13 protein-coding genes are annotated in these 15,304 nt (G+C 71.9%); 8 read left to right on the forward strand and 5 right to left on the reverse strand.

Translation table 11 applies throughout. The annotated features are described in order from the left end of the window. Positions 1 to 52 precede the first annotated feature (52 nt). The 8 genes from IEY17_RS08115 to IEY17_RS08150 all read left to right on the forward strand — a co-directional run bounded on the left by IEY17_RS08115 (position 53) and on the right by IEY17_RS08150 (position 5,877). Positions 53 to 1,222: an isobutyryl-CoA dehydrogenase gene (locus tag IEY17_RS08115; RefSeq protein ID WP_188986695.1), complete on the forward strand. Its 1,170-nt coding sequence runs from the start codon at positions 53 to 55 to the stop codon at positions 1,220 to 1,222. Positions 1,223 to 1,268: 46 nt separating this feature from the next. Continuing rightward, positions 1,269 to 2,303, forward strand: coding sequence for an enoyl-CoA hydratase/isomerase family protein (locus IEY17_RS08120; RefSeq protein WP_188986696.1), 1,035 nt, complete (start codon positions 1,269 to 1,271; stop codon positions 2,301 to 2,303). 38 nt (positions 2,304 to 2,341) lie between these two features. Beyond that, positions 2,342 to 3,238 carry a 3-hydroxyisobutyrate dehydrogenase gene (gene mmsB, locus IEY17_RS08125; protein WP_308423959.1) on the forward strand — a complete coding sequence of 299 codons (897 nt, stop codon included), beginning with the start codon at positions 2,342 to 2,344 and terminating at the stop codon, positions 3,236 to 3,238. A gap of 155 nt (positions 3,239 to 3,393) precedes the next feature. Further along, positions 3,394 to 3,630, forward strand: a complete 237-nt coding sequence (locus IEY17_RS08130; RefSeq protein ID WP_188986697.1) for a hypothetical protein — start codon at positions 3,394 to 3,396, stop codon at positions 3,628 to 3,630. Then, positions 3,627 to 4,037, forward strand: a complete 411-nt coding sequence (locus IEY17_RS08135; protein WP_188986698.1) for a guanyl-specific ribonuclease — start codon at positions 3,627 to 3,629, stop codon at positions 4,035 to 4,037. Before IEY17_RS08130 ends, IEY17_RS08135 begins: the two co-directional genes overlap by 4 nt. Before the next feature lie 50 nt (positions 4,038 to 4,087). Next, entirely contained in the window at positions 4,088 to 4,456 is a 369-nt protein-coding gene (locus IEY17_RS08140; RefSeq protein ID WP_229679940.1) for a barstar family protein, read from the forward strand. 61 nt (positions 4,457 to 4,517) lie between these two features. Next, complete coding sequence (locus IEY17_RS08145; RefSeq protein WP_188986700.1) at positions 4,518 to 5,123, forward strand: Uma2 family endonuclease; 606 nt, start codon at positions 4,518 to 4,520, stop codon at positions 5,121 to 5,123. Between the two features lie 148 nt (positions 5,124 to 5,271). Further along, the gene (locus tag IEY17_RS08150) at positions 5,272 to 5,877 is read left to right on the forward strand and encodes a Uma2 family endonuclease (RefSeq protein ID WP_188986701.1); all 606 of its coding nucleotides are present in this window, start codon (positions 5,272 to 5,274) and stop codon (positions 5,875 to 5,877) included. Positions 5,878 to 5,889: 12 nt separating this feature from the next. Here IEY17_RS08150 and IEY17_RS08155 read toward each other — a convergent pair whose 3' ends face one another. The 5 genes from IEY17_RS08155 to IEY17_RS08175 all read right to left on the reverse strand — a co-directional run bounded on the left by IEY17_RS08155 (position 5,890) and on the right by IEY17_RS08175 (position 15,299). Further along, entirely contained in the window at positions 5,890 to 6,666 is a 777-nt protein-coding gene (locus IEY17_RS08155; protein ID WP_188986702.1) for an enoyl-CoA hydratase-related protein, read from the reverse strand. 62 nt (positions 6,667 to 6,728) lie between these two features. After that, positions 6,729 to 9,077 (reverse strand): ADP-ribosylglycohydrolase family protein, encoded by a 2,349-nt coding sequence (locus tag IEY17_RS08160; protein ID WP_188986703.1) that lies wholly within the window; start codon positions 9,075 to 9,077, stop codon positions 6,729 to 6,731. Positions 9,078 to 9,080: 3 nt separating this feature from the next. Further along, positions 9,081 to 13,673, reverse strand: coding sequence for a type VII secretion system-associated protein (locus tag IEY17_RS08165; protein ID WP_188986704.1), 4,593 nt, complete (start codon positions 13,671 to 13,673; stop codon positions 9,081 to 9,083). A gap of 266 nt (positions 13,674 to 13,939) precedes the next feature. Further along, positions 13,940 to 14,173 carry a hypothetical protein gene (locus IEY17_RS08170; protein WP_188986705.1) on the reverse strand — a complete coding sequence of 78 codons (234 nt, stop codon included), beginning with the start codon at positions 14,171 to 14,173 and terminating at the stop codon, positions 13,940 to 13,942. Between the two features lie 340 nt (positions 14,174 to 14,513). Further along, positions 14,514 to 15,299, reverse strand: coding sequence for a sirohydrochlorin chelatase (locus IEY17_RS08175; RefSeq protein WP_229679941.1), 786 nt, complete (start codon positions 15,297 to 15,299; stop codon positions 14,514 to 14,516). Positions 15,300 to 15,304 lie beyond the last annotated feature (5 nt).

The raw sequence follows: 15,304 nt of genomic DNA on the forward strand, positions 1-15,304 counted from the left end.
GTGGTGCGGGAGCCAGCCGCTCCCGCCCCACGACCGTGCGAAGGGAGTCGACGTGTCCGTTGCAGCGGTAGCCGGTCCGGCGTCGCCGTTCGAACTCACCGACGACCAGCGAGCCCTCCAGGAGGCCGCCCGGGAGTTCGCCGCCGAGCAGCTCGCCCCGCACGCCGTCGAGTGGGACCAGACCAAGCACTTCCCGGTCGACGTGCTGCGCGCCGCGGGCGAGATCGGCATGGGCGGTGTCTACGTGGACGAGTCGGTCGGCGGCAGCGGGCTGAGCCGGTTCGACTCGGTGCTCATCTTCGAGGCGCTGGCCACCGGCGATCCGTCGATCGCCGCCTACATCTCCATCCACAACATGTGCGCGGGCATGATCGACCGGTTCGGCACACCCGAGCAGCGGGCCCGCTGGCTGCCCCGGCTGTGCTCGATGCAGCAGCTGGCCAGCTACTGCCTCACCGAACCCGGGGCAGGATCCGACGCGGCGGCGCTGCAGACCCGCGCGGTCCGCGACGGCGAGGACTACCTGCTGACCGGCGTCAAGCAGTTCATCTCCGGCAGCGGCAGCTCCGGGGTGTACGTGGTGATGGCGCGCACCGGCGAGCCCGGTGCCAAGGGCATCTCCACCTTCGTCGTCGAGGACGGGGTCGAAGGGCTGTCCTTCGGGGCCAACGAGAAGAAGATGGGCTGGAACGCCCAACCCACCAGGCAGGTGATCTTCGACGGCGTCCGGGTGCCCGCCGACCAGCGGCTCGGCGACGAGGGCATCGGTTTCAAGATCGCCATGGCTGGGCTGGACGGCGGTCGGCTCAGCATCGCGGCCTGCTCGCTCGGCGGCGCCCAGGCCGCGCTCGACAAGAGCCTCGCCTACGTGCGGGAACGCAGCGCGTTCGGGCGCAAGCTCAGCGAGTTCGAGGCGCTGCAGTTCAAGCTCGCCGACATGGCCACCGAACTGGAGGCCGCCCGGCTGCTGCTGTGGCGGGCCGCGTGGGCGCTGGACGTCGGGGACCCGGGCGCCACCCGGTTGTGCGCGATGGCCAAGCGGCTGGCCACCGACGTGGGGTTCGCGGTCGCCAACGAGGCACTTCAGATCCACGGTGGATACGGCTACCTTGCCGAGTACGGCTTGGAGAAGATCGTCCGCGACCTGCGGGTGCATCAGATCCTGGAAGGTACCAACGAGATCATGCGGCTGATCATCTCGCGGGGACTGCTGGGGGCCTGAGGGCCGCCGCCGGCGGGTGGCAGCGCGAAGACACGGGAGTCGCACCATGACAGAGCCCGAGATCCTGCTGCGCGAGCAGGGATCGCTCGGACGGATCACGCTCAACCGCCCCAAGGCGCTCAACTCGCTGACGCTGGGGATGGTGCGGGCGATGGCGCAGGCGCTGGAGCAGTGGCGCACCGCCGACCACGTCCAGGCGATCCTGATCGACGGGGCGGGGGAGCGGGGGCTGTGCGCGGGCGGTGACGTCCGCGCCCTGCACGACGCGGCCAGGGCCGGTGACGAGTCGCTGGCCGCGACGTTCTGGACGGAGGAGTACCGGCTCAACTCGGCGCTGGCGAACTACCCGAAGCCCGTCATCGGGATCATGGACGGCATCTGCATGGGCGGTGGGGTCGGCATCACCGCGCACGGCTCGCACCGGGTGGTCACCGAGCGCTCCAAGGTCGGCATGCCGGAGGTCGGCATCGGATTCATCCCCGATGTCGGCGGCACCTACCTGTTGTCCCGCACCCCCGGTGAGCTGGGTACGCACCTGGCGCTCACCGGCACCCCCGTGGGCGGTGCCGACGCCGTGTACTGCGGGCTCGCCGACTGTTACGTGCCGAGCGCGAACCTGCCGGAACTCGCCGACGCGCTGAGCTCCGGGGCGGTGGACGAGGTGCTGCGGAAGTTCTCCGAACCGGCCCCCGAGGCTCCGCTGGCCGCGCAGCGGGGGTGGATCGACGCGGCGTACGCCGCCCACAGCGTCGAGGAGATCCTGCGCCGCCTGCGGGAGCGCCCGGAGGAGGCCGCCCGGCAGGCCGCCGAGACGATCGGGCACAGGTCGCCCACGTCGTTGAAGGTGACGCTGAAGGCCCTGCGCACCAGCTACGAGTCGCTGGAGCAGGCCCTGATGCAGGAATACCGGCTGGCCATGGCGTGCGTGCGCATCGGCGACTTCGTCGAGGGCGTGCGGGCGACTCTGGTGGACAAGGACCGCAACCCGAGGTGGTCCCCGTCCAAACTGTCTGATGTGGACGATTCTCGGGTGCGGGAGTTCTTCGAACCGAAGCCGGACGAGCCCGTGCTCTTCGGCTGAGCGGCCGCGGCCTTGACGAGCACCAGCGCAGGAGGGAAATGACAATGGTTGTCATCGGTTTCATCGGGTTGGGCCACATGGGCGGTCCGATGTCGGCGAACCTCGTCAAGGCCGGGCACGTGGTGCAGGGCTTCGACCTGGTCCCGGCGGCGCTCGAGGTCGCCGAGCGGCACGGGGTGAACGTCGTGACGTCGGTGGCCGAGGCGGTGACCGGGGCCGACGCGGTGATCACCATGCTGCCCGGCGGCGAGCAGGTGCTGGGCTGCTACGACGACGTGCTCGCCGCCGCGAAGCCGGGCACCCTGCTCATCGACTCCTCCACCGTGGACGTGGCGGACGCCCGCCGGGCGCACGAGCGAGCCGCCGAAGCCGGTTTCGACGCCATCGACGCCCCGGTCTCCGGTGGCACCGCGGGTGCCGAGGCGGGCACCCTCACGTTCATGGTGGGCGGGTCTGCGGAGAACTTCCACCGCGCCGAACCGCTGCTGGAACCGATGGCGCGCAAGGTGATCCACTGCGGCGGGCCCGGCAACGGGCAGGTCACCAAGATGTGTAACAACCTCATCCTCGGCGCCTCCATGATCGCGGTGAGCGAGGCGTTCGTGCTGGGCGAGCGGCTGGGGCTGTCGCCGAAGGCGCTCTACGACGTGGCGTCGATCTCCACCGGGCAGTGCTGGGCGCTGACCACCAACTGCCCGGTGCCGGACCTGGTGGAGACCAGCCGCGCCAACCACGACTACCAGCCCGGGTTCGCCGCCTCCCTGATGCTCAAGGACCTCAAGCTGGCCGCCTCGGCGGCCGAGCAGAGCGGCACCGACATCGCCATCGGCCGGTTGGCCACCGAGCTGTACCAGCGGTTCACCGACGAGGGCGGTGGCGGCTACGACTTCGCGGCCATCATCAAGTCCATCCGCGAGCACTCCGAGCAGCGCTGAAGTCGAGCACTCCGAGCAGCGCTGAAACCATCGGGCCGATGGCGCGTCTGTCGGCGGGCGTGACGACGTTGTCGGCGGGTGGGTGCGTGGGGTGGCCGCCATTGGGGGCGGGGCCGCGGACGGGGGCCGCTGCGGCGCGCGTACCCTGGCGCTTTGTGTTGGAGTGGCTGGTCGAGTGGTACGACGGCGTCGAGTTGTGGCTCGTACAGCTCGCCTATCCGCTGCAGGTGACGCTCGTCCTGGCGGTCCTGCTGCCGGTCTGCTGGGCCCTGGCCCGGGTGGTCGACCGCGGCATCGACGGCCTCGGCGCGAAACTCACCCGGGTGCACGACGCCGAACCCCCGGTCGGCCGCCAGGACGGCGAGCGGAGCGAGAAGGGAACACCGGCGTGACCTCGCGCAAGCGCATCTCGGTGGCCCTGGTCGGCCTCATCGCCCTCGTCGTCATCGGCTGGTTCGTCCGCGACCACACGGGGCTCGGTACGCAGCGCGCCGTGCCGGGAGCGGAGTCCGGGCTGCCGGTGCGGGAGATGTCCGAGCTGCCGCCCGAGGTCGGCCGGACCTGGCAGCTGATCCTCCGCGGCGGGCCGTTCCCCTACCCGGGCAAGGACGGTTCGGTGTTCGGCAACCGGGAGGGCGTGCTGCCGCAGGAGCCCACCGGGTACTACCACGAGTACACCGTCCCGACCCCGGGCTCCCCCGACCGCGGCGCCCGGCGGCTGGTCACCGGCGAGCGCGCGGAGCTTTACTACAGCAGCGACCATTACGGATCATTTGTGGTAGTCGACCCCGCAGGTTGAGTGCGATGTTTGCGACGAAGTGGGCCAGCAGGCTGCGGAAGGAGCCGACGGTGAGCGAGCTGGAGCAGCCGTCCGCCGACATCACGGCGCGCGAGGCCGTGCAGCAGGCCGAGCAGCGCGGCGCGACCGCGCACGTGCTGGACGGTGCCGAGCTGGTGAGCAAGCGGACCACGCTGGACGGCATCGCGGCGGTGCTGAACTTCCCGGAGTGGGCGGGCCGCAACCTCGACGCCCTCTACGACTGCCTGACCGACCTGTCCTGGCTGCCCGAGGGCGAGCACGTGCTGGTCTGGTCAGGATTCCAGGCCCTCGCCGAGCACGACCCGAAGGCGTTCAGCGGCATCAGCGCGGTCCTGCGCGACGCGGCCGAACACCCCTTCTGCGGCCGGGAGTTCACCGCGGTCCTCACCCGCTCCTGATCGCCCGATAGTGAACGCGGGCGGCTCGTAATACTGGCTCCCGTGCAGAACTGGAGGCAGTATGGCTGTCGTGAACATGGGGGCGGACGAGCAGTACGTACCGATGACCGTCGACGACCTGGAGCGGCTACCCGACGACGGCCGCCGCTACGAGCTGGTCGACGGGAGGCTTGACGTGTCTCCCGCTCCGGTGAGCATTCACTCCCTCGCCGAGACTCGGCTGAGCCAGCACCTCGGGACTGTCGCACCCGACGAGTACGTGGTGCTCCAGGGCGCGGGGGTCGTGTTCAACCCTGATCGGACGCATTACCGCATCCCGGATCTCCTCGTCATCAAGGCGGAGGACTTCGACGATCCGTACCTGGTGAAGCCGCCAGTCCTGGCCGTCGAGGTCGTTTCACGCAGCAGCGTTTTCCGCGACTACAACACCAAGAGCCAGGAGTACGCCAGGTTCGGCATCCAGGCGTACTGGATCGTCAACCCGACGATGGATGAACTGCAGATTAACGAGTTGCGCCTCACCGACGGCGAGTACCGCGAGGTGCAGCAGGTAGGTGGCGAGAACGTCTTCCGGACGGACTTCCCCTTCCCCGTCGACATCGTGCCTCGTTGGCTCACGGTTCCGACCGGTGCGTGGCGCAGGCACATCGGCGGGCAGGACAGCTGAGCCCTACCGCAGGTTTTCCGGGACGCAGGACGGTGTGCGCTTCTCCGCGGGACGCGTGCATGCCTTCCTCTCCTCACCCGCTCCTGATCGCCCGATAGTGAACGCGGGCGGCTCGTAATACTGGCTCCCGTGCAGAACTGGAGGCAGTATGGCTGTCGTGAACATGGGGGCGGACGAGCAGTACGTACCGATGACCGTCGACGACCTGGAGCGGCTACCCGACGACGGCCGCCGCTACGAGCTGGTCGACGGGAGGCTTGACGTGTCTCCGTCGCCAGTGAGCCTGCATTCCCTCATCGAGGCCAAACTCTGCGGTTTCTTCAACTACGTCGTGGCGCCGAAGGGGTACCTCGCATTGCAGGGCGCGGGTATCAACTTCAATGCCGACCGGACTCATCACCGGATTCCGGACGTCGTTGTCATCAAGGCGGAAGAGTTCGTTCGACCGTATCTCGTGCGACCCCCCTTGCTGGTGATCGAGGTCGTCTCGGAGACCAGTGTTTTTCGGGACTACCACACCAAGCCGCGTGAGTACGCCGAATTCGGTATTCCTGCCTACTGGATCGTCAACCCGACGATGGCGGAACCCAGGATCGTCGAGCTCCGGCTGGACGACGGCGAGTACCGCGAGGTTCAACAGGCAACTGGCAAGGACCTCTTCACGACCACCTTCCCGTTCCCAGTCACGATCATTCCTGATCGCCTGCTGCACGCGGACGGACTGTGGAACCTCAGTGGCGAGGAGGACGACTGACCGGTCGTCCGGTCACCGCAGGTTTTCCGGAACCCAGGACGGTGTGCGCTTCTCCGCGAACGCGCGCATGCCTTCCTGGCCCTCCTCGCCCGCGAAGAACTCCGCCGAGAGTTCGAGCATCTGAGCGAACGCTTCGGACATCTTCGCCGGGCGCTGGGCGGTGAGCATTTCCTTGGTCGCGGCCAGGGCCCTCGGGCCGCCGAGGGCGAGCATGTCGGCGTAGCGCTGGACCTCGGCGTCCAGCCGGTCCGCCGCGACCGCGGCGTTGAGCAGGCCGATCTCGGTGGCGCGGTGGGCGTCGAAGGTCTCGCCGGTGAGGAACAGCTCGTGCGCCTGGCGGGCGTTGAGCCGGGGCAGCACGGTCACCGAGATCACCGCGGGCACGACGCCGATGCGCACCTCGGAGAAGGCGAACGTGGCGGTGTCGACCGCGACGGCGATGTCGCAGGCCGCGACGATGCCGACGCCGCCGGCGCGGGCCGGTCCGGCGAGCTTGGCGACCACCGGCTTCGGGCTGGTCCACAGCTGTTCCAGGATCGCCGGGAACTCCTGGACGCCCTGGTTCTGGGCGTCGGCGGAGCGAGACTCCTTGAGGTCCATCCCGGCGCAGAACACCGGCCCGGTGTGGTCCAGGACGATCACGCGCACCGCGTCGTCGGCGATGGCCGCCGACAGGTGCTCCCGTAGTTCCCGGCGCAGCTGCGCGGAAAGCGCGTTGCGGTTGTGCGGGGAGTCCAGCGTGATGGTGGCGATGCCGTTGTTCACTGCGCAGTGCACAAGTTCGTCCATGACAGGCACGTTAACCGCCGTTGACTGACAGCGGCCAGTGAGCCACGTCGCACTTCGCACGCTCAGGTCGGCGGGTAGCGGTCGCCCCAGTCCGGTGGGCGGGGCCCGAACTCCAGGACCGCGTCGTGCGCGAGGCGCTCGATGACCTCGTGCAGCTCCAGTTCCAGCGTCCAGCGCTCGGGGATCCGCGCCGCGCCGACGACCGCGCCGACCAGGCTGCCCGCCACCGCACCGGTGATGGCGCTGTTGCCGGAGTGGTTCACCGCCACCGGCAGCGCCGCGTCGAAGTCGCCGTCGCACACCAGCGCCGCGTACAGGCCGATGCCCAGCGCCTCGGCCGCCGTCGCCCCGGTGCCGATGCCGCGTTCCAGGTCCTCCGGTGCGGCGCTGCCGTCGCGCGCCAACCGGACCGCGGCCGTGATGCGGCGGGTGACGTCCTCGTGCCCGTTGTGTGGTGCGAGCTGGTCGAGCGCGGCGTCCACCGCCGCGCCCAGCGGTTCTCCGTGCACCAGCCGGGACACCACGAAGGCGAGCGTTCCCGCGCTGAGCAGGGCGCTCGGGTGGCCGTGGGTGAGCGCGGCGGTGTCCATGCCGACCTGGAACACCTCCGCCGGGTCGTTGCTCCACAGGGCGGCCGGCACCGCGCGCATGATCGCGCTGCTGTCCGGGGAGTCGCTGACCGGGTTCTCCGGGGTGCCCATCGCCTGCTGGCCCTTGGCGAAGGCGATCAGCGTGCGCATCATGGTGCGCCCCGGGTTGCGGATCTGGAACAGTGCCCGCTGGCCGACCAGCCAGCCGTCCGGTGCGGGGGTGCCGCGGAGGAACTCGCCCGCCGCGCGGGGCCAGCTCAGGTGCTGGGTGTGCAGCCAGCGCTGGTAGGCGTGCTGGATGTGCCGGGTCGGGCTGGTGGCACCGCCTTCGCGGCGGCTGACGTTCGCCCGGATCGTGCCTTCCAGCGAGAACAGCAGCAGTTGCGTGTCGCTGCCGAGCCGACCGGAGGGGTGGCCGGCCGGGACGTAGTCGGTCAGGCCGTCGGCGCCGTGCCGGGACCGGATCTCATCCCAGCTGTCGGCGGCGACGGGCATGCCGAGGGCTTCGCCGACCGCGCAGCCCACCACCGCGCCGACGAAGCGGTCGCGGGACGCAGCCAGCCGCGGCACCGCGGTCAGGCCGGTCCGGTAGTCCGCTGTGGACGGAGCGGTGGGCACGGCGGTGTCGGTCGGCGGGTACCGCTGCTCCCAGGCGTCGGATTCGTCCGGGTAGGGCCCGAACTCCGCTGCCGCGTCCTCGGCGATCCGTTCGACGAGCGAGGTGATCGGCAGCTGCTCCCGCCATCGCGCGGGGATGGCCGTCGGTCCGTGCAGCGCGCCCAGCAGCTGTCCGCAGATCACCGCCGAACTCGCGGGGTCGCCGCTGTGGTCGCTTGCCGCGCGGATGGCCGCGGCGAAGTCGTCCTCGCACGCCAGGGCGGTCCGAAAGGCGATGGCCAGCGCGTCCAGGCCGCTGCGGCCGGGGCGCATCGCGTCGAGCTGGGCCCGGCCGGGCCGCAACCCCGCGGGGCTGAGGCGGCCGAGCCGCACGGCATGCAGCAGCGCCGTTCGCCCGGACTGCCAACCGGTTGCCGCCTGCTGCAGCGACGTGCGCAGCCGGTCTCCGTGCAGCAGCGACAACACCGCCGTCGCGAGCACGCCGGCCGGGATGTGGCCGTGCGCGTGGCCGTGGGTCAGCGCGGCCAGGTCGCCGCCGAGCGCGAACACCGTTCCCGGGTCACCGGACCACAGCGCCGCCAGCGCGCCCAACGGCACGGCGGTGGCGGTGTCGGAGTTGGTGACCGGTCGCTGACGCGAGCCTGCCGGGTGCCCGGCCGCGACGCGGGCCAGCGCGGTGAGCATGGTCGGTTCGTCGGTGGCCGTGGAGTGCAGCGTGGCTTCCCGCACCAGCCAACCGTTCGGTCGTGGGGCGTCGGACCCGCAGTCGGCCCAGGGGACGCCGCGGGTGTGCAGCCAGCGCTGCAGGCCGCGCAGGACCGCGCCGACCGGGTCTCCGTCACCGGCGGACCGGGCCCGGGTGTGCGCCCGGATCAGTCCCTCCAGCGCGAACAGCACGGCGGCCGTGCGTTGCCCGACCCGGCCGTCGAGGGCAACGAACTCGCCGACCGCCCCGCCCAGCAGCATGCCGAGCAACCGGGCCGGTGCCTCGGGCAGCGGTCCGCGTCGGTTCGCCAGGCCGGTCGCGGGCGTCGGCGGCTCGGCTTCGGCGGTGAGCCGGTGCTGCAGCGCCGCGGCCCACAGTGGTCGGGTCGCCGGGTGCCGTCGCCACTGCCGCCAGGTGTCCAGTAACCGCTGCTCCACCGGGTCTCGGCGCCGGCTTTCCCGCCAGGCCCGCAGCAGTGCCCGTTCCGCCTCGTCCACGGGTTATCCGGGGTAGCGCAGCGCCCACTCGGGCAGCGGACCGTAGGTGGAGATCTCGGTCTGCGCGCGGTGCTCGTCGGCGACGAGCCCGGCCAGCACGTCCCGCAGCTCCAGCTCCGCCAGCCACTCCGCGGGGATCTCCCCGGCGCCCCGCGCGGTCCCGAGCAGGCTCCCGCAGATGGCTGCGGTGGCCGCCGTGTTGCCGGCGTGGGTGGCGGCCAGCGACACCGCGTCGGCGAAGGAGTTCGGATGCGACAGCGCCGAGGCCACCGCGATGGCCAGCGCCTCCGGCGCGTTCCAGCCCAACCCGAGCTCCTCGAACCGGGTCGGGGTGGCCGGACCATGGCTGGCGAGCTCGACCGCCGCGCGCAGCCCCTGCGCGGTGTTCTCGGCGCCTTCCATCTGGTCGAGCTCGACCAGCACCGCCTGCACCGCCTCGGCGAGGGTCTGCCCGTTGTGCAGCGCGCACACCAGACCCGCCAGCGCACCGGCGGGCAGGTAGCCGTCCGGATGCCCGTGGGTCACCACGGCGATCTCCGCCCCGACCGAGAGCGCGTCCTGCGGTTTCCCGGTCAGCAGGCCGACCACCGCACCGCGCACCGTGGCGGCCGCCGTGCGGGCCGCGTTCGGCGGGTTGGCGGGCGTGGGTGCCTCGCGGCGGTCGCTGGCCAGCGCGGTCAGCGTGGCCTCGTCGGGGAACCGCTGCACGCGCAACGCCGCGGTCTCGGCCAGCTCGCCGGGCTGCAACCAGGACATGGGCACCCGTGCGCCCTGGGTGTGCGCCCAGTGCTGCAACGTCCGGCGCACCATCGAGGGACGGTGCGCGCTGATGCCCCGCAACACCGAGCGGATGTGCGCGCGGATCAACCCGTCGAGCACGAACGCGGTCTGCTGGGTGTAGGCGGTGGCCGCGCCGCGCCTGCCGAACGCCTCGGCGAACTCGCGCACGCCTTCCGGGTTCGCGTTCAGGATCGTCCGCAGGTCGGCGAACAGCCAGGGCGCGCCGAGCGCGTCGCCGACGGCCGAGCCCAGCACGCAGCCCTCCACCCGCTGCTGGCGGGACAGCTGCACCTGGTTCTCGGCGGCGAGTTCGCCCGCGGGTTCCGCGGCGGCCTCGCCGATCAGCTGGGCCGCGCGCTCCTCGCCGAACGCCTCGACGAGCAGCTTGTGCAGGCCCTGCGTCAGGTCGGCGGAGTTGCCGTCCTCGTTGTCGCGGAACTTCCGCCACGCGGCGAGCAGCCGCAGCTCCTCCTCCGACAGGCCGTCGTCGGCGTCGTCCTCGGCCACCGGCTCGGCCACCGGCGCGGGCCCGGCGACCGGCTCCGCGGCTTCGGCAGGTGCCTGCGCGACCGGAACAGCGGTGTCCTCGACGACCGGTTCCGCGACGGGCTCGGGTTCGGGTTCCGCCTCGACCGGCTCCGGCGCGACCGGCTCGGGTGCCGGAGCCTCGACGACCTCCTGCTGCGGTTCGGCACTGCCCACCGGGTAGCGCTCCAGCCACTCCGCGTCGCGGGGCGGGTTGGCGCCGAACTCGCGGATGGCGTCGGCGGCCAGCGCCTCGATCACCTCGCGCAGCTCCAGCTTGTCGCGCCAGGTCCGCGGGATCGCCGCCGCGGTGTGCGCGGCGCCCATGATGTTGCCGCAGATCGCCGCGGTGGAGTCGCTGTCGCCGGAGTGGTTGGCGGCCAGCACCACGGCGTTGGTGAACGACTCGGGGTGGGTCAGCGCCGCGCACACGGCGATGGCCAGCGCCTGCTCGCCGTACGTGCCGACGCCCAGCACCTGCTCGATGCGCTCCGCCGTCGGGGTGCCCTCGGTGGCCAGCTCGATCGCCCGGCGCAGCGCCGCACCGGTCTCCTCGTGACCGTCCCAGGTGGACAGTTCGGTCAGCGCGCGGTCCACGGCCTCGGGCAGCGACCGACCCGCCAGCAGCTGCTGGACGATCACCGCCAGTGCCCCGGCGGGCAGGTAGCCGCTGGGGTGGCCGTGGGTCAGCACGGCGGTCAGCGCACCGACGCGGAACACCTCGGCGGCTTCGTCGGACCACAGCCCGGCCGGGGCCGCGCGCATCACCCCGGCGCAGCCCTTGGCGTCGTTGAGCCGGTTCGTGAAGGAGCCCTGCGGGTTGCCGTTGGCGTAGCCGTGCAGCGCCTGGATGCAGGTGCTCGCGGGGGCCCGGCGGACGAACAGGCCCTTCTGCTGGATCAGCCAGCCGTCCGGCGGGGAACCGGCGAGCGGGCCGCCGGCCTCCTTCCAGTCGAAGCCCTGCGTGTGCAGCCACCGCTGGTAGGCGTGCTGCACCTGGGTGGTGGGCTCGTCCTCGCCGAAGAGGCGGCGGCGGATGCTGGCCCGGATGAGTCCCTCGAGAGTGAACAGGGTCATCTGGGTCTCGTCGCTGATCGACCCGCCGGGCCGGTGCGCGTCGACGAAGTCGGTCAGCCCGGCCTCGCCGTACTTGCGCCGGATGTCGCGCAGCGAGTCGTCCTCGATCGGGTAGCCCAGGGCGTCCCCGACGGCACCGCCGAGCAGGAAGCCCAGGATGCGCTGCGACCACAGGTCCGCGTCGTTGTCCCCGGCGGGCGTGCTCTCCGCGGCGGTTGCCACGACCGGTTCCGCCGCAACGGGTTCGGGGGCGGGCTGCTCCGCCGGTGCGGCCTCGACCGGTGCCGCGGTCTCAGTCGCCTGGTCCACCGCGGGTGCCGCCTCGGCCGGCTCGGGCTGCGCGGCCTCGTCGCTGCCGGCGAGCGGCACCTGCGAGGTGAAGTCGAGGTCGCCGATGTCACCCGCGATCGGGTACCGCGTGCTCCACGCCTCGCCGGTCGGCGGGGTCGGGCCGAACTCCAGCAACGCGTCCTTGGCCAGCGCCTCGATGATCTCGCGGTGCTTGAGGTCGCGCAGCCACACGCCGGGCAGCGCGCGCGAGCCGTAGCGGGCGCCGACGATGGTGCCGCAGATCGCGGCGGTGGAGTCGCTGTCGCCGGAGTGGTTCACGGCCACCATCAGCGCGTTCGCGATGCTGTCGGTGCTCAGCGCCGCGCACACCGCGATCGCCAGCGCCTCGTGCCCGGCCCAGCCGCCGCCCAGGGTGTCCTTGAGTTCCTCGGGGCTGGGCTTGCCCCTGCGCGCCAGGTCCACGGCCGACTGCAGGGCGCGCTCGGTGTCCTGGTGGCCCGCGTACCGCACCAGCAGTTCCCGGGCCTGCCGCAGGGCGTCCTCCAGCGACTCCTCCCGCAGCAGCCGGTGCACGATGACCGCGAGCACCCCGGCCGGCAGGTAGCCGTTCGGCTTCGAGTAGGTCAGGGCCGCGGTGGCGGCGGCGAGCTCGAAGACCTCCCGCGGGTCGTCCGACCACAGCGCCACCGGCGCCGCGCGAACCACGCCGCCGCAGTCCTGGGAGTCGTTGATGGGCCGCGCGAACGTGCCAGGGGCGCCGACGGAGGCGAACTCGCGGAGCGCGGTGATGCAGCTGCTGTTGGGGGAGCGGACGGCGAACAGGTCGCGCTGCTCGATCAGCCAGCCGTTGGGCTTGGGGTGGCTCATCGCGAACGGGCCGGCGGCCCGCATCCACGCGTAGCCCTGGGTGTGCAGCCAGCGCTGGTAGGCCAGCTGCACCGCGGACAGCGGGCTGGTCGCCCCGGTGGTGCGGACGGCGATGTGCCCGCGGATGAGTCCTTCCAGCGTGAACAGGGCCATCTGGGTGTCGTCGGTGAACTCGCCCGGCTCGCCGCTGCGGTCGTACTCGGTGACGCCCATCGCGCCGAACCGGCTGCGGATCTGGTCCACCGGGTAGAACTCGACCGGCGCGCCGAGCGCGTCGCCGATCGCGCCGGCGAGCATCGAGCCGAGGAAGCGGCGGCCGAACTCGGTCTCGGTCGGATCGGTCTGCGGTTCGGCGGCGGGCGGTGCGGGCTGTGGGGGCGCGGGCGGGGTCGGTCCGGCGGCCGGGGGCTGCGGTGTGGTGCCGGGGACCACGAGCGGCATTCCGTTGGCCGGGGACACCGGCACCGTGGGGGTCTTCGGCGGGACGGCCGCGGCGGCCTTGACCAGCTCCTCGCCGGGCAACCGGGCCTTGACCGGGCTGGTGGGGTTGACCTGGATGTCGATGCCGCCGAGGTGGTGCCCGGCCAGCTGGCGGCCGGTCATCCGCTGCCAGGTGGTCCAGTTCGACGGCAGGAACGCCTCGGAGGTGAACACCTGCAGCTGGCGGCGGCCGGACTCGTGCTCCATGGTGAACAGCCCGCTGCCCTGCGGTTGGGCGAACAGAATCAGCTCGGCGTCCAGCATCGCGGTCAGCAGGGTGTGGCCCTGGGCGTAGCCGGTGGTGGTCAGCTGCAGCGCGCGCTCGACGTCGTTGGTCGGCGCGGGCAGCCGCAGTGCGACGGGGGAGGGCCGGTAGTTCGGGTTCGGCGAGAAGTCGTCGGTGATCTCGCCCTGCTCGTCGACCCGGTAGCCGCCGATGAACCCCCACGGCGGCACCTCGGCGTTCGGATCGGTGAAGATCGGGTCAACCACGTACAGCCAGCTGTTCGGCTGCTTGAGGGCCTGCTCCCGCATAGCCGGCGTGATGACCGGCCGACTCGGCTGCTGCGTGTTCATCTCGCGCTGTTGTCCCCGACTCCTCATCCAGCCTTGCATTGAACGCCCCCACACCGGCGGTCACGTGATAGCGCGAACCTGACGGGTAACGACGTGCACAGGGACCGGCCGGTTCCCGATGCCGACGCCGACTCAAACTCTCTCATGACCACTTGGGGTGAAGTTTAGGGTTCGCGAGAACGACTCAGAGTTAAGACAGCGTTTTTCCGGTCAGGCGCGCGGCTGCTCCGGGCGGACCACAGCGGCGGCGGCACCCGGTGGTCCGATCAGACGGACGAGTCGGCCAGCGCCGCGGCCATCAGGCAGCGCAGGCAGGGCATCCCGGCCGGGCCGTCCAGCGCCTCGGCCTGCCCGGGCATGATGTCGAAACCGCAGTACGCGCGGAGCACCGAGGGCAGCGTGCTGTCCTGCGGCAGCGGGAAGAAGTGGCAGGACCTGCCCCGCTCGCTGCGCGCGTACTCACTGCGCACCCGAGCGATCACGTGCGGTGGAGCGTCCATCTGGCCCCCAGGGAAACCGCGGTCAAGTCGGATCCGGCAGCGACCTGGGAGTCGGGGTGTCCCAGCCGCTGCCGGTCTTCGGTGAACCCAGCTGGATCACACGTGTCACATCATGCCCCGCAGGTTGCCCCCGATCCCGGATCTGTCGACTTTTGGCCACGTCGTGCGCCGCACCGCGGAGTTCTTGTCAGCGGTCCACCGATGCCACCAGGCTGGTGACACCACCCCCCGGATCATGCGTTCGACTGGGGGCGCAGGTCATGCCAGGCCCAGCGACCAGAGCTCTTGATCAGAGCCACGAAAGGTGTTGGGAGAGCGAGCACGGGGTTGGGAGCGCTCGTCACAGGGCGTGGGAGAGGTGTGGGGTCGTCGCGGCGGTGAGGGCTTCGGCGTAGCGGTCGAGGACCAGCTCCGCCACCTCCGGGGCGTCGGCCATCGGGGCCGCGATCAGCGGGTCGGCGGCCGACTCGCGCGCCAGGGCGGTGATCCGGTCCGGGAGCAGGCCGGGCGCCAGGAACCAGGAGGCGACCGCGAAGCGCCGGGCGCCGCGGGCCCGCAGCGCCGCGATCGCCGCGGGCACGTCCGGGTCCGCCGCCGCCGCGAACGCCGCCGAGGTGCCCGCCCACGACGTGCTCGCCCACCACCGCCGCGCCACGTCGGCGACCAACCGGTTCGCCGGGGCGTGCGAGGACCCGGCGCCCGCCAGGACCACGCCGAGCTCCGGGTCGTCGGGCCGGGCACCGGTGTCGGCCAGCCGCCGCCACGCCGCCCGGTCCAGTCGCGGGTCCGGACCGAGCACGTCCGCGACGTGCACCCGGAACCTCGGGTAGCGCCGCTCCGCCTCGGCCACCGCGGCCGGCACGTCGACGCGGGAGTGGAACGCACGGCCCAGCAGCAGCGGCACGACGACCGCGGAATCGTGCCCGTCGCCGTGCACCGCGCTGAGCACGTCACCCACCCGCGGCGCGGACAGGTCCAGGAACGCCGCGCGCACGTCCAGGTCCGGTCGCATCCACCGCACCACGTCCAGCAGGGCGTGCACGGTCGCGGCCGAGCGCGGATCGCGACTGCCGTGCGCGACGGCCACCAGCGGGGTCATCAGCGGCTCAGTCCGACGCGCGGGCATGAGCG

The sequence above is a fragment of the Saccharopolyspora thermophila genome, assembly GCF_014646075.1.
GTDB classification, from domain to species: Bacteria; Actinomycetota; Actinomycetes; order Mycobacteriales; family Pseudonocardiaceae; genus Saccharopolyspora; species Saccharopolyspora thermophila.